This is a genomic window from Pseudolactococcus piscium, assembly GCF_002441695.1.
Lineage (GTDB): Bacteria > Bacillota > Bacilli > Lactobacillales > Streptococcaceae > Pseudolactococcus > Pseudolactococcus piscium.
The window spans coordinates 44,584-58,623 of the sequence record NZ_JXJW01000019.1 but is presented as its reverse complement, the minus strand read 5'-3'; the positions used below and the strand labels follow the sequence as shown (position 1 = coordinate 58,623).

Genomic DNA, 14,040 nt, shown 5'->3' with positions numbered 1-14,040 from the left:
TTATCAGGCTGAAGATATACAATCCCGTTATTTGGGAGATGGGTGCCACCTTTAGTTTCAACTAATTTTTTTTTTATTTACATAATGTTTGGAAAAGTCAATTTTTCGTTCTTTTCTCATATTAGATAATTCGGGGAAATTATTAGGTCTATCATTATATGCACTCTCAGATAAATTGGCATGTATGTTATTAAAATTTTCTAAATTACTCATATATATATCCCACCCTTCTGTACCATCAATAAACCTCCTATAATTAAGATTAGGAGTAAAACAACGCCTAATCGTCTTTTGTTTTTTTGTCATACTTCCCCTTGTCATATCAGCTTACTATCGTCTTATCTATTATTAATCTGACAATAACATGTTACACCTTTTTAGATAACGAGTCATACTTTATCCTATTTTGTCAATTTATCTCTTAATTGATAGTTAAAGACTACATAATTTCTGTATAATTCGTTATTTAAAGCAAAAAAAACGCATCACTGCGCTTTTCAAATTGAGTTATTCGTCATCCATACTCAAGACGCTGAGGAAAGCTTCTTGTGGTACTTCAACATTACCGATGGCTTTCATACGTTTCTTCCCTTTTTTCTGTTTCTCAAGGAGTTTACGTTTCCGTGAAATATCACCACCATAACATTTGGCGAGGACGTTTTTACGAAGTGCTTTGATATCAGATCGAGCCACGATTTTTTGACCGATAGCAGCTTGAATCGGTACTTCAAACTGTTGGCGTGGAATGATTTTTTTCAGTTTATCAACGATGATTTTACCACGTTCATAAGAAAATTCCTTATGGACAATGAAACTCAAAGCATCCACACGTTCAGCATTAAGCATGATATCCATCTTAACGAGCGAGCTTTTGCGGTACTCTGAAATTTCATAGTCAAAGCTGGCATAGCCTTTTGTGCTTGATTTGAGTTTATCAAAGAAGTCAAAAACGATTTCTGATAGGGGCATTTGATAAATGACATTAACCCGATTTTCATCTAGGTAATCCATGGTCACAAAATCACCACGTTTGCGTTGAGCTAACTCCATGACAGCGCCGACATAGTCCTGTGGTACCATGATTTGCGCTTTGACAAATGGTTCTTCGATATTATCAACACGAGTTGGATCTGGGAACTCAGATGGATTGGCGACTTCTACCATCTCGCCATCTGTCGTATTGATATGGTAGACCACACTAGGTGCTGTCATGATCAAATCGATATTAAATTCACGTTCCAGACGTTCTTGAATAACATCCATGTGGAGCAGACCAAGAAAGCCACAGCGGAAACCAAAACCAAGGGCTTGTGATGTCTCAGGTTCAAACTGTAAACTGGCATCATTCAGCTGTAACTTGTCTAGCGCTTCACGTAAGTCATTGTACTTATTGGATTCGATCGGATAAATACCTGCAAAGACCATCGGATTCAGCTGTTTATAGCCTTCAAGCGGTGCATCAGCAGGATTATTGGCGAGGGTGATCGTATCGCCGACACGGGTATCTGCTACTGTTTTGATAGCAGCTGCGATATAGCCAACATCTCCCGTTGCTAAAAACTCACGGCCAACTGCTTTTGGTGTAAAGATACCAACTTCAGTGACGACAAATGTCTTGTCATTACTCATCAGTTGGATCGTGTCACCTGGTTTGACAATCCCATCCATCACACGGACTTGCAGAATAACACCACGATAGGCATCATAAACTGAGTCAAAAATAAGGGCTTTTAAGGGATTATCGATAGACCCAGATGGTGCAGGAACTTTTTCGACGATTTGCTCCAATATCTCATCGATACCGATACCTGCCTTAGCTGACGCTAAGACTGCTTCACTGGCATCAAGACCAATCACATCTTCGATTTCATGTCGCACACGCTCAGGATCAGCTGCTTGTAAGTCAATCTTGTTAATGACAGGTAAAATCTCTAAGTCGTTATCCAAGGCTAGGTAGACGTTAGCGAGGGTCTGCGCTTCAATACCTTGTGCTGCATCGACAACTAAAATAGCGCCTTCACATGCCGCAAGAGAACGAGACACTTCATAAGTAAAATCGACGTGGCCAGGTGTGTCGATCAAGTGGAAGGTATAGGTCTCCCCATTTTTAGCAAGATAGCTAAGTTCGATCGCATTGAGCTTGATCGTAATCCCACGTTCGCGTTCCAAATCCATGGAATCCAAAAGTTGCGCCTGCATTTCACGGGCGGATACTGTCTTTGTTTGTTCTAAAATACGGTCTGCTAATGTTGATTTACCGTGGTCAATATGGGCAATGATCGAAAAATTCCGAATATTTTCTTGCCTTTTTTTAACTGCATTTAAGTCTATAGTCATAACCTTTATTTTACCATATTTTTGTCAAATAAAAAACCTGTCTTCCGACAGCATTTTTTAATCAAACCAAAGCGCAATTTCACGTGCTGCAGATTCTGTAGAGTCTGATCCGTGTACGATATTTTCGACTGACCCATCATCTGAGGCATGGGCAAAGTCGCCACGGATCGTCCCTGGTAAAGCATCAGATGGGTTGGTAGCCCCCATCATCTTACGCCAAGAGTGAATGACATCTGAGCCCTTCAACACACCAATAACCACTGGTCCTGATGTCATGTAGCTAACGATTTCAGGGTAAAAAGGTTTGTCCACAAGGTCAGCATAATGTCGATCTAACATCTCTCTTGATACATCACGCATTTCTAGTTTCTCAAGCGTAAAGCCACGAATTTCGACTCTAGCAATGACGTGACCAATTAATGACCGACGGACACCGTCAGGTTTGATGATAAAAAATGTTTTTTCCATGATGCGACTGCTCTCCTTTATTTTTAGTACTATGCTATTTTTATTACTTTGTTGTAGGTTCTGACATAACTTTCAAGCGATGGATAAACCAATATTCGAAAAACAAAACTAAACCGATTAATATCGCCCACCCAATCAGAACTGACGATATAATTAAGAGACTGGTTGCATTTTTTTTCATATAGATCTTTTTAGGATTGTGATGATTGACGTAGACTGTCACTTGTTCACCGACTTTACCAAACGTTTGCGTGATATTACCCACTGGAACCTGCTCATAAGTAACAGATTTAAACTGATAGCGTACCAATTTAGTGCTAGCAGACTTGATAACCTGTCCACTAACAGCCGTCTTTGGGTCATGTCGCTCTGTCAAATAGCGCTGGCAATTCATACCACCGATAAAGAGTAAAATCAATGCAAATACTGCTAATACAATACGAGATAGTCTTTGTAGTATCTTAGTCATCTAATCAAATATCCTATAAAAATCTTCTAGTTTCATCTGCTCTTTTTCAGTTGCATTTAAATCCTGTACGATTTTGCCATCTTTCATGACAATCAGCCGATTACCATATTTAAGTGCATCTTCCATATGGTGGGTGATCATCAAGGCTGTCAAGCTTTGCTGTCGTACCAACCTTTCTGTCAATGCCATCAAGGCTTTAGATGTCTTTGGATCTAAGGCTGCCGTGTGCTCGTCTAATAACAAGAGCTCTGGTTGGATAATCGTTGCCATCAAAAGACTTAAGGCCTGTCTTTGGCCACCTGATAGATTGCCCGTCGGTACATCTAAATGCGCCTCTAAGCCATTCCCAATTTGCGCGGCTAAGCTTGTAAAATCAGATTTATATTGGTTGATTTGACGGAGCTTAAGCGTTCGCTTCTTACCGCGAAGTGAGGCGATAGCTAAATTTTCTACACCTGTCATACGTGGTGCTGTGCCCATTTTAGGGTCCTGAAAGACACGAGAGATATGAGCAGCACGCTTTTCTGGGGATTGCTTGGTTACATCAACACCATTTATCCAGATTGTCCCTGATGTTAAAGATAATGTCCCTGAAATGGCATTAAATAAAGTTGACTTGCCTGCACCATTGCCACCTAAAATCGTGATAAAATCAGTCGCATGAATCTGCAAGGAAACATCATCTAAGATGACTTTACTTTCCTCGCCATTCTCAATGACCTTGGTCGCATGTTTTAATTCGATGATTGGGGTTAAGTTAGTTGGCATTTAAGTTTACCCCCTTAAAGACTTTCGCTTTTATCGTTGGTATCATCAAACAACCAGCTAATATGATGGCACTAAATAATTTGAGATAGTTTGTATTAAAGCCGAGTTTGATGACTAAAAGTATCAAAAATTGGTAACAGATGGCGCCGATTACGATGGCAATCATTCTTTCTAACATCGACACATTACCAAATAGAACTTCTCCTATGATAAGACTTGCCAATCCGATCACGATGACACCAAGGCCTTTAGAGACATCAGCATAGCCATCATTTTGTGAAATCAAGGCACCTGATAAGGCAATAATCCCATTTGATACGACCAAGCCTAACAATTCCATGCGGTCGGTATTAATACCGAAAGACTTGGCCATATCGGCATTGTCACCAGTTGCGATAAAGGCTTGACCTAGGTTAGTATTTAGAAAATAAAACATAATCACTAAGACTAGCACAACTGCTAAGACACTAACCCATGTGCCTTTTAACTTATCTAAGCCTAGCAAGCCCAAATTAGCCCGTCCCATGACCATCAGCATGACTGAGTTACAAGACGTCATCACCAGTATACCCGCGAGTAAGGTCGGGATTTTCCCTTTAGTATAGAGCAATCCTGTTATTAATCCAGCAGCACAACCTGCTACAAAAGCAGCTACTGTCGCCATTAATGGATTAACCCCTTGCGTTATCAAGGTAACGGCAACAGCACCTCCTAAAGGAAATGAGCCTTCTGCTGTCATATCAGGGAAATTTAAAATACGAAAAGTTAAGAAAATACCTAACCCTAAAATTGCCCATAATAGGCCTTGATTAATAGTTGAGACAATCATTTTTTCACTGCCGCTGCTTCTTTAAATTTTTCAGGAATGGTAATCCCTAATGTTTTAGCTGTCTCACGATTCACGACTGGCGTTGTCATATTGTAAAATGCAACTGGTAATTCAGAGACTTTTTTACCTTTTAGAACTTGTGCTGCCATTTTACCTGTCGCGACACCTAAATCATGTTGGTTGATGGTTACAGCTGCTAATCCGCCCTGTGTCACCATGGTATCCACTGATGGGAAGACTGGTTTTTTGGCAGCATTTGATAGTTCGATAACGGTTGGAAAGGCTGAGGAAATCGTGTTATCTACTGGCACATAGATAGCATCCACTTTTGATAGGGCGACATTAACCGTTGTGGTAATATCATTTGTAGATGATACGGCATATTCAGACACATCATAGCCTTTTTCAGCCGCAACTTTCTTGAATGCTGCTACTTGAGATTTTGAGTTATCTTCTGAAGAACTATATAGAATCCCTATTTTTTTAACATCAGGCGTCAATGCTTTAATCAGCTCAACCTCTTTATCGACTGGAAATTTATCAGATACGCCTGTCACATTTCCTTCTGGCTTTTTAACATTTTTAATTAGTTTTGCACCCACGGGGTCCGATACCGCACCCATAATGACGGGGATGTCAGATGTTGCATTTGCTAATCCTTGTACTGAAGGTGTTGCAATCCCAATCAGAACATTATTTTTTTGATCAACTAATTGGCCTGACATCGTCGTCACTTTTGACTGGTCTGCTTGGGCATTATAGAAATTGATTTTAGCTTTGCTGTAGCCTTCATCAGAAAGGCCTTGCTTGATACCTGCATAGATTTCATCAAGTGCTGGATGTGTCACATACTGTAAAACGCCAATTTTAACAGCATCAGTTTTCACTGTATCTTGTTGTTTCATTAATTTAGGGATCACTACCGACCCAAGCCCGATGATTACGATCACTAGGATGACAAGCATCATTTTTTTATTCTTCATTTTTTCGTAACACTCCTTTTAATATTGATGCTATGGTCTAGCACTACTAAGTATGAGGCAATTAGCCCTAATTATTTTTATTTCAGTTTAGTTTTCTGATAACTGCTTGAGTTTAAGCGCTAAGTTTATATCAAATTTTGTTTTTGAAGTGATGGGATAAACTGATTGCTTATTTTCACCTGTAAACTTAACCACATTGATCGTCGCATCATCAAGGTTCAGTGATCTGATTAGCTTGTCATGGTAGAGTTCTTGAAAAACATAAATCGGTTGTTTGATACCAAGATCTTGATGTTGGTTAATAAAGGTATCAAATTTTTTATTAAGGTCGATATTTTTAGCATTTAACACGATAAGCGTAGTTTTTGGCTGACTGGACAATAGGCCCTTAATATCGTCATTTGGTACTGCCTTAACCTGATCTGTTACTGTCACTTTGGGAACAACTTGCGCCTCTTCATTACGGATGCGGCCTTGTATTTGAGGTGCGAAAAAAAAGGTGAGCAAGACGATGCCAAAAAAGATACCTACAATGCTAATTTTTCTAGTCATGTTTCCATTATAACTGAAATAAACGCATTTTACAAAAAATTCTGATAAAATAGAGGTAAGCATAAATAAACTGCTTCATGATACATGCATTGCCTTTATCAGGCAGTTATATCTGAAATAGAAATAGGTGACACATGTCTTTCGACGGCATATTTTTACATCACATGACCAAAGAGCTTACTGATCAACTAATTGGTGGACGGATTCAAAAAGTCAATCAAGTCTTCAGCCATGAAGTCGTACTACAAGTACGTAGTAATCAGAAATCTCATAAATTATTATTATCAGCTCATCCTACTTTTGGGCGCATCCAATTGACCAATACGGTCTTTGAGAATGCCAAAACCCCCTCGACTTTCACCATGATATTACGTAAATATTTGAGTGGTGCCTTTATCGAAAATATTTATCAAGTCAACAACGATAGACAGATTATTTTTGAGATTTCTTCCAAAAATGAAATCGGCGATAGCATGAAAATTGCGCTAATCTCTGAAATTATGGGAAAACATAGTCACATTATCTTGATTGATAGACAGTCAAATAAGATTCTTGAATCGATCAAACATGTTGGCTTCTCACAGAATAAATACAGAACCATCCTACCTGGTGCGACTTATATCGCACCACCCGATGATGGCAAAGCTAACCCTTTTACGGCCTCTGATGAAAAACTGTTTGATATTCTCCAAACAAAAGCAAGTCTTCAAGATCACTTCCAAGGCCTTGGCCGTGATAGTGCAAGCAGTCTTTCTACGCTAAGCCTGTCTGACTTCAAGGCTACTTTAACAACCCCTCTACCGTCTATTTATCCAAATGATACGTTTTCTGCGATTCAGCTATCTGATACCTACGAACAATTTGATACGCTATCTGACATGTTAGATAGTTATTACCGAAACAAGGCAGAACGTGACCGCGTCCGTCAAGTTGCCGGCGAAGTCATTCGAAAAGTGAGTGGTGAGCTAGATAAAAATCGCAAGAAATTAAAAAAACAGCTACGGGAGCTTCAAGCAACCGATAATGCTGAGATGTTTAGGCAAAAAGGAGAATTGCTGACAACTTTTCTTCATGAAGTACCAAATAATAAGCCTGAGATTACCTTGGATAACTATTATACAAATGAGCCCTTGACCATCTCACTAAATCCTGCACTCACACCCAACCAGAATGCTCAGAAGTATTTCCACAAGTATGCCAAGTTGAAACAAGCCGTCAAGTTTTTAGACTTGCAGATTGCCACAACTAGACAGACAATCAATTATTTAGAGTCTGTCGAAAATGCCTTAAAACAAGCGACAGTAACTGAAATCTCTGACATCAGAGAAGAATTGATCCAGACAGGATTTATCAAGCAAAAACATCGCACAAACAAGAAACATAAATTACTACCGCCTGAAAAATATAGGGCGAGTGATGGCACCATTATACTCGTCGGTAAAAATAACCTGCAAAATGAGCAAGTCAGCTTTAAACTATCTCGCAAAGGCGATTTATGGTTCCATGCCAAAGATATCCCAGGGTCACACGTCATTATCACAGGTAATCCTACGCCTTCTGACGAAACGATTACCGAAGCTGCTGAGCTTGCTGCTTATTTTTCAAAATCACGCTTATCCAATCTCGTACAGGTGGATATGATTGACGTCAAGAAATTGCACAAACCAACAGGTACCCCACCTGGTTTTGTCACCTATGTAGGCCAACAAACACTACGGGTAACCGCTGAAGAGCATAAGATTCAAGAAATGAAGGCTAATGTCTAATTTTTTCGACTGTCTCATCATAACTAGACACATATTTCTGAAAATTTCTTGAAAAAACTTAAAATAACCACTGACAAACCTATTTAAATATGATATAATTAGCAGGTTGAAAAACTTGGGAGACCAAGAATTTGAAAGGAATTCATCACATTATGACTGATGTAAAATTGCACAAAAAAGTTATCCTCGTAGGTGACGGAGCTGTAGGATCATCTTACGCTTTTGCACTTGTAACTCAAGGTATCGCTCAAGAGCTTGGTATCGTGGATATCTTCAAAGAGAAAACTGAAGGTGATGCAGAAGATTTAAGCCACGCATTGGCTTTCACCTCTCCAAAAAACATCTATTCAGCTACTTATGCTGATGCTCATGACGCTGACCTTGTTGTTTTAACAGCAGGTGCGCCACAAAAACCAGGTGAAACACGTCTTGATTTAGTTCAAAAGAACTTACGTATCAACAAAGATGTTGTGACACAAATCGTTGCATCTGGTTTCAACGGTATTTTCCTTGTCGCAGCTAACCCAGTTGATGTTTTGACTTACTCTACTTGGAAATTCTCTGGTTTCCCTAAAGAACGTGTTATCGGTTCAGGTACATCACTTGACTCAGCACGTTTCCGTCAAGCACTTGCTGAAAAAATCGGCGTTGATGCGCGTTCAGTCCATGCTTATATCATGGGTGAACACGGTGACTCTGAGTTTGCAGTTTGGTCACACGCTAACGTAGCGGGTGTTAAACTTGAACAATGGTTACAAGAAAATCGCGATATTGATGAACAAGGTCTTGTTGACTTATTCATCAACGTTCGTGATGCAGCTTACTCAATCATCAACAAAAAAGGCGCTACTTTCTACGGTATCGCTGCTGCTTTAGCACGTATCACTAAAGCAATCCTTGATGATGAAAATGCTGTATTACCACTTTCAGTCTACCAATCAGGCCAATATGGTATCGAAGATGTCTTCATCGGTCAACCTGCAATCGTTGGTGCTCATGGTATTGTTCGTCCAGTTAACATTCCTTTGAATGATGCTGAACAACAAAAAATGGAAGCTTCAGCTAAAGAATTGAAAGCGATCATTGATGAAGCCTTCTCACAAGAAGAATTCAGCTCTGCTATTAAATAAAAAAAGTATCATGAAAAAAACCACTTCTTTCGATTGAAAAAAGTGGTTTTTTATTCGTCTACTTTTTTAAGCACAAAAAAAAAACACCTCTTCGAGATGCCTTTTTACTAGATTAGTTTAATCTCTGCTACCACCTGTTACACCAAATATTCTCAAGATGGCGATAAACAAGTTGATAAAGTCTAGATATAAGCTTAGAGCCATACTAACAGCCCAGCCATCTGTTACATTACCATTTGCTTGGTAGTAAAGTTTTTCGATTTTTTGGTTATCCCAAGCGATCAAACCTGAGAAGACGATGACTAATAAGATTGAAATCATGAAGTCCATACCAGATGAACCAACAAAGATGTTAACGACACTAGCGATAATGATACCGATCAAGCCTGCAAACATGGCTTTGCCCATGCCAGTTAAATCACGTTTGGTTGTTCTACCAAATAGTGATAGGGCAAAGAACATACCTGCTGTGATTGCAAATGCAATCGCAATACTTGACAAGTTAAAGTAGGCCAAAGTAAAGGTTAAGGTAAAGCCGTTAAGTGCCGAGAAGGCGATGAAGGCTGGTAGCGCCATAGGTGAGTTTTTAATGGCCATCGGTGTGACAGCGATAACTAGGACCATTTCAATAATCCATAGTACAAATAGCACCCAAGAGCTGGTTGTCAATATCGTTGCGATATTTTCTGCAAACAGGCTCAAGGTAAGAAATGCAACTACTGCACTGACTGCTACACCCATACCAACTAAGGCATAGATACGGGCATAGAAATCTGAAAGTGAGAATTTCCCTGTTTGTTGGTTTGATTCAAAAATTTGATTATCCATATAATCTCCTTCTGTTACAGTAATAGTTAAAATGAGGAACTGACTTTGAGAGCTTACACGGCTAAGCCAGCTCATGCTCTGGTAAAGGGGGCTGGACAAGCACCATGGCATCTGCCACACGTTCGTCGTTTCTGACAATCTCAATATTAATCGTTGCTAAATCTTTATTCGTATCAATTTTGATGATTTCAAAATTAAAACTCAATAAATCATTTCGAAAAATTTTTTCAACCAGATTGAGATTCACATTCACGATGTGACTGCCTGGTCCAGGCAAGTGCTTATTGATGGTTGAGGTGATAATCCCAAAAATCAAAGCTGTTGGGACGACTGGTTTAGTCAAGCCAAGTTCCTTAATATAATCATACTGCGAATACAAAGGATTGTCATCATTCGTAAGACCGAGATATAGTAATATTTCCCGATTTTTGATGGTTTCCGATAGACTAAAGGTTTCACCTTCTACTAATTCATCTATCGTTCGGCCAATTTTAATATCTTGATTTTGCAAATTCATTAACTCATTTTTTCTTTCTTGAGGTGCTTACGGTAACGCCATTTTAACTTCATCAACTGTGACCATTCTTTGATGGCGACATAATCATCGACAAAGGTCACAACAAAACTTTCTTTATAGCGTGGTGGCGCAATGGTTGCACCCCACATATGCTTGATGATAATGTCTTTTTCCAGTTTAGAAATCGTGGTTATCTTTTGCGCATTTTGATAGGCAATTCTTGGATGGACATAAGCATGACTACCCTCGTCAAACTTAGTCTCACGCCAATCGTAGTAAAACAGGTCATGCAAAAGGCCGGCACGAGCTGTCGCTTTTTTGTTCCAACCAAATTTTTTAGAAATTTTGTAAGAGGTGTAGCTTACATTTAATGAATGAAGTAACCGTGTTGAAATGTAGTGGTGCGTAAACTCATTGAGTTTTTGCACTTCTGCTGTCTCTAACAGGTTACCGACATAAGACATATACTCAGCGTCATAAAGCCATGGAAAATCTTTTTTATTCATACTATGTATTATACCACTATTTCTTAAAAGCGACTAAATTATTGATCAATTGTTGAAAGATTTCATCATTTTCTGCTGTTGAGTAACTATTAGCCCCACTTGCAAGTGGATGCCCACCGCCTGCATGCAACTTGGCTATCTCATTAATTTTGGCTTCTTTGGAACGCATTCTCACACGATAGTGACCATCTGCCTGTTCAACAAAAATGGCCCATGTTTGAATTTCACGGATTTTTCCTGGCGCAGACACTATAGCAGATGTTTCTGAATCTGTAATCCCATGTTTTTTCATCAACGCTTGCGTAATAAAAATACGGGCAACACCTTGACTTGAAATTTCCAGATTTTCATAGACATAACCTTGTAGTCTAGCGATTTTCATGTCAAAACTATCCATTTCACGCATGAGGCCTGAACGATCAAAACTCGCCTCTGCTAATTTTGCCGCTGTGTAAAGTGTTTTAGCTGTTGTTGCGGGATAGAGGAACCGGCCAGTATCTCCGACGATACCTGCATATAAAAGTCTGGCTGCTTCATCAGAAACACTTAAGCCATTGTCAAAGGCAAAATTTGCAATGATTTCTGAAGCGGAGCTGGCCCCTGTATCCACTGCTAATAAATCACCGTAAGCATCATCATTTGGGTGATGGTCAATCTTGATTAAAAACTCACCTGTTTGATAGCGCTCATCATCAATTCTCGGCGTATTTGCAGTATCCGTAACGATCACTAACTTGCCTTTAAAATCAGTATCTGATAACTGGTCCATGCTGCCAAGAAACCCTAAACTCGGTTCATCAAAGCCAACTGCAGCGATACTTTTATTTGGGAAATTAGCGCGCAAAATGGCGCGTAAGCCTAATTGACTACCCAATGCATCTGGATCTGGATTTTTATGTCGGTGTATGACAATATCGTCGTACTCTACTATTTTTGCTAATATATCTTTCATAAGGATTCCTTTAATTTAGTTGATTTGTACTGTAACCAGTATCTTGCTGATAATCTGATAGTCTAGATAAATTTCAAAGTCAATCGTCGCCCCAAGTCTCGTCTCATTAATGATTTTAGGGAAGACTTCTAGCCCATCATCGATGGAAACAGCCCCCAAAAAATAAAGCGTCATCGATTCAATAATGATGTTTTTATTCTTTGTCTTGGTCATGACACGCGCTGCAATATTACTGATAATCTCAACCAGCATGCCGTTTGCAATATTACCGACATTGTTCATCATAAATGGTTCTACCGAAAAGGTGTAATAAGACTGTACTTCTTTGACAGCATTTGCCACATCATCCGACAAGGTATGTGAAAACTGGCTTTGCTCAGAGGATTCTTGCATACTTCGCAACATGTCCGATTTACTGATGATACCAGCATAGGTACTATCCGAATGAACAACTGGCATGATATCGTAGCCATCAAAAATCATCTTTTGGCTGGTTGACGCGACGGTCATGTCAAACTTAGCCAGTCTTGGGTTACGCGTCATTACTTTATCGATCGTCGTACTGTTTTTCTTACCCGTCACATCTCGCATGCTAACCACACCAACGACCAGATTGTGCTGATTAAGCACGGCAAATCGAGACTCATTTGTTTTCTTAACCAAATCTAGATAGTCTTTAACAGTAGACACCTCAAGCAATGTCGGGGCCTGAGGCTGATACACATCTGCTACTGTCGTGATTTCCTTCTTAATTAACTCGTTTGATAAAGCCCGATTGATCCGACTGGCAACAGTAAAGGTATCAAAATCAGTTCTCAGCACAGGAATGCTTTTTTTATTGGCATAGTCCAGAACATCCGGTTCAATGTCAACACCACCTGTTATCAGAACAGCATTACCTTCGTTTAAGGCCAGTAACTGGATATCGGTGCGGTCACCAACAATCACGAGCCCGCCATGTGTCAGATACTTTCGAATGTTTTGCATGGTCATGGCAGCAATGGCAAATTTGCTAAAAGCTTGTGATAGACCACTTTCACCTGCCATCACTTCGGCACTGGCAATTTTAGAAATTTCACCAAAAGTCAGGGTTTCTATGACACGCTGCTCTTGCGTTGCAATGCGTGTCGTACCAGATCGATCATTAATCGAGACAAGGCCACGGGACTGTGCTTCCTTGATTGCCCGGTAAGCCGTACCATCGGATACACTGAGCCGATTGGCAAGGCCTCGTACACTGACTTTTTTCCCGACTTCTAGGTCATCGATATAATCTAGCAGCTCCTGATGTTTACTCATGTTTTCCCTTCCTGTATCTTCTGAAATTTCTAAGTACTTTGGTATATGGACTAAGCGCCTTATAGCTATCTGCTATCCGAAAACCTGCTTTTTCAGCAACCTTTATCGAACCTAGATTTTTTGAATCAACGACGATATCTACATAATTAAGACCAAATGCCGTCAAGCTGATGTCAGTCAATGTCCTGACAGCTTCAGTCATCAATCCCTTGCCCCAATAAGCCTGATTTAAGACATAGCCGATTTCTGCAGTACGCTGCTTCTCGTCTAATTTGACAAACGTTAATGTGCCAATCATCTTTTGATCTGCCTTGTTTTCGATCGCCCACTTGCCCAGCGGTGCCTTCATGAATAGCAATGCAATCGCTAAGCGCGTCTCAGCTATGTCCTTATGGGCTGGAAAGACATAGACCAAATTATCTGCCTGGCTTGCATAGGCAAACATATCTTTGTCATCAGACATCGACAATGGTCGCAAGACTAACTGTTCTGTCTCAATGAGGTTAAAACTAGCCATTTGTACATAAATATTCATGACTGTATTATAACATGCGACCTCACCAGACCGCAAGGGATAACTGAAAAGGCGGTATTAAGCCACTTCACTAAAGCCGCTAGCTGACTAGGTCAGATCAG

The 14,040-nt window shown here is 39.8% G+C and carries 16 protein-coding genes; 2 read left to right on the top strand and 14 right to left on the bottom strand.

Annotation, left to right across the window (positions count from 1 at the left end):
- Window positions 1–57: 57 nt before the first annotated feature.
- The 8 genes from RU86_RS12375 to RU86_RS09570 all read right to left on the bottom strand — a co-directional run bounded on the left by RU86_RS12375 (window position 58) and on the right by RU86_RS09570 (window position 6,406).
- Window positions 58–306, bottom strand: a complete 249-nt coding sequence (locus RU86_RS12375) for a hypothetical protein (protein WP_245810514.1) — start codon at window positions 304–306, stop codon at window positions 58–60.
- A gap of 201 nt (window positions 307–507) precedes the next feature.
- Window positions 508–2,337, bottom strand: coding sequence for a translation elongation factor 4 (gene lepA / locus RU86_RS09600; protein WP_425435922.1), 1,830 nt, complete (start codon window positions 2,335–2,337; stop codon window positions 508–510).
- Between the two features lie 57 nt (window positions 2,338–2,394).
- Complete coding sequence (gene ndk / locus RU86_RS09595) at window positions 2,395–2,805, bottom strand: nucleoside-diphosphate kinase (RefSeq protein ID WP_079506441.1); 411 nt, start codon at window positions 2,803–2,805, stop codon at window positions 2,395–2,397.
- A gap of 43 nt (window positions 2,806–2,848) precedes the next feature.
- A complete protein-coding gene (locus RU86_RS09590) occupies window positions 2,849–3,274 on the bottom strand; it encodes a DUF3592 domain-containing protein (RefSeq protein ID WP_047915679.1) in 426 nt (141 codons plus the stop codon).
- Window positions 3,275–4,042: an ABC transporter ATP-binding protein gene (locus RU86_RS09585; RefSeq protein WP_096815106.1), complete on the bottom strand. Its 768-nt coding sequence runs from the start codon at window positions 4,040–4,042 to the stop codon at window positions 3,275–3,277.
- Window positions 4,032–4,871, bottom strand: a complete 840-nt coding sequence (locus RU86_RS09580; RefSeq protein WP_096815105.1) for an ABC transporter permease — start codon at window positions 4,869–4,871, stop codon at window positions 4,032–4,034. The genes RU86_RS09585 and RU86_RS09580 overlap by 11 nt, the downstream gene beginning before the upstream one ends.
- Window positions 4,868–5,854, bottom strand: a complete 987-nt coding sequence (gene trpX / locus RU86_RS09575; protein ID WP_096815104.1) for a tryptophan ABC transporter substrate-binding protein — start codon at window positions 5,852–5,854, stop codon at window positions 4,868–4,870. The genes RU86_RS09580 and trpX overlap by 4 nt, the downstream gene beginning before the upstream one ends.
- An 87-nt stretch (window positions 5,855–5,941) precedes the next feature.
- On the bottom strand, window positions 5,942–6,406 hold the full coding sequence (locus RU86_RS09570; RefSeq protein ID WP_143468108.1) for a hypothetical protein: 465 nt from the start codon (window positions 6,404–6,406) through the stop codon (window positions 5,942–5,944).
- A gap of 134 nt (window positions 6,407–6,540) precedes the next feature.
- Here RU86_RS09570 and RU86_RS09565 point away from each other — a divergent pair, with 134 nt between their 5' ends.
- The gene (locus RU86_RS09565) at window positions 6,541–8,172 is read left to right on the top strand and encodes an Rqc2 family fibronectin-binding protein (RefSeq protein ID WP_096815102.1); all 1,632 of its coding nucleotides are present in this window, start codon (window positions 6,541–6,543) and stop codon (window positions 8,170–8,172) included.
- A gap of 152 nt (window positions 8,173–8,324) precedes the next feature.
- Complete coding sequence (locus tag RU86_RS09560) at window positions 8,325–9,302, top strand: L-lactate dehydrogenase (protein WP_096815101.1); 978 nt, start codon at window positions 8,325–8,327, stop codon at window positions 9,300–9,302.
- 117 nt (window positions 9,303–9,419) lie between these two features.
- On the opposite strand, the gene RU86_RS09555 is transcribed toward RU86_RS09560, so the two are convergent.
- From RU86_RS09555 to RU86_RS09530, 6 genes are all read right to left on the bottom strand, one after another.
- Window positions 9,420–10,130, bottom strand: coding sequence for a Bax inhibitor-1/YccA family protein (locus RU86_RS09555; protein WP_096815100.1), 711 nt, complete (start codon window positions 10,128–10,130; stop codon window positions 9,420–9,422).
- Window positions 10,131–10,191: 61 nt separating this feature from the next.
- Complete coding sequence (locus tag RU86_RS09550) at window positions 10,192–10,647, bottom strand: hotdog family protein (RefSeq protein ID WP_096815099.1); 456 nt, start codon at window positions 10,645–10,647, stop codon at window positions 10,192–10,194.
- Window positions 10,647–11,153, bottom strand: coding sequence for an HD domain-containing protein (locus tag RU86_RS09545; RefSeq protein WP_047915688.1), 507 nt, complete (start codon window positions 11,151–11,153; stop codon window positions 10,647–10,649). Before RU86_RS09545 ends, RU86_RS09550 begins: the two co-directional genes overlap by 1 nt.
- Window positions 11,154–11,169: 16 nt before the next feature.
- Window positions 11,170–12,105 carry a DHH family phosphoesterase gene (locus tag RU86_RS09540; RefSeq protein WP_096815098.1) on the bottom strand — a complete coding sequence of 312 codons (936 nt, stop codon included), beginning with the start codon at window positions 12,103–12,105 and terminating at the stop codon, window positions 11,170–11,172.
- Window positions 12,106–12,120: 15 nt separating this feature from the next.
- On the bottom strand, window positions 12,121–13,404 hold the full coding sequence (locus RU86_RS09535) for a DRTGG domain-containing protein (RefSeq protein WP_047915690.1): 1,284 nt from the start codon (window positions 13,402–13,404) through the stop codon (window positions 12,121–12,123).
- Entirely contained in the window at window positions 13,397–13,939 is a 543-nt protein-coding gene (locus RU86_RS09530) for a GNAT family N-acetyltransferase (protein ID WP_096815097.1), read from the bottom strand. The genes RU86_RS09535 and RU86_RS09530 overlap by 8 nt, the downstream gene beginning before the upstream one ends.
- Window positions 13,940–14,040 lie beyond the last annotated feature (101 nt).

Coding starts and splice junctions, on each gene's coding strand:
- RU86_RS12375 (WP_245810514.1), bottom strand. CDS start 306: ATGACAAAAAAACAAAAGACGATTAGGCGTTGTTTTACTCCTAATCTT.
- RU86_RS09540 (WP_096815098.1), bottom strand. CDS start 12,105: ATGAAAGATATATTAGCAAAAATAGTAGAGTACGACGATATTGTCATA.
- RU86_RS09550 (WP_096815099.1), bottom strand. CDS start 10,647: ATGAATTTGCAAAATCAAGATATTAAAATTGGCCGAACGATAGATGAA.
- trpX (WP_096815104.1), bottom strand. CDS start 5,854: ATGAAGAATAAAAAAATGATGCTTGTCATCCTAGTGATCGTAATCATC.
- RU86_RS09580 (WP_096815105.1), bottom strand. CDS start 4,871: ATGATTGTCTCAACTATTAATCAAGGCCTATTATGGGCAATTTTAGGG.
- RU86_RS09530 (WP_096815097.1), bottom strand. CDS start 13,939: ATGAATATTTATGTACAAATGGCTAGTTTTAACCTCATTGAGACAGAA.
- RU86_RS09535 (WP_047915690.1), bottom strand. CDS start 13,404: ATGAGTAAACATCAGGAGCTGCTAGATTATATCGATGACCTAGAAGTC.
- ndk (WP_079506441.1), bottom strand. CDS start 2,805: ATGGAAAAAACATTTTTTATCATCAAACCTGACGGTGTCCGTCGGTCA.
- RU86_RS09570 (WP_143468108.1), bottom strand. CDS start 6,406: ATGACTAGAAAAATTAGCATTGTAGGTATCTTTTTTGGCATCGTCTTG.
- RU86_RS09585 (WP_096815106.1), bottom strand. CDS start 4,042: ATGCCAACTAACTTAACCCCAATCATCGAATTAAAACATGCGACCAAG.
- RU86_RS09565 (WP_096815102.1), top strand. CDS start 6,541: ATGTCTTTCGACGGCATATTTTTACATCACATGACCAAAGAGCTTACT.
- RU86_RS09555 (WP_096815100.1), bottom strand. CDS start 10,130: ATGGATAATCAAATTTTTGAATCAAACCAACAAACAGGGAAATTCTCA.
- lepA (WP_425435922.1), bottom strand. CDS start 2,337: ATGACTATAGACTTAAATGCAGTTAAAAAAAGGCAAGAAAATATTCGG.
- RU86_RS09560 (WP_096815101.1), top strand. CDS start 8,325: ATGACTGATGTAAAATTGCACAAAAAAGTTATCCTCGTAGGTGACGGA.
- RU86_RS09590 (WP_047915679.1), bottom strand. CDS start 3,274: ATGACTAAGATACTACAAAGACTATCTCGTATTGTATTAGCAGTATTT.
- RU86_RS09545 (WP_047915688.1), bottom strand. CDS start 11,153: ATGAATAAAAAAGATTTTCCATGGCTTTATGACGCTGAGTATATGTCT.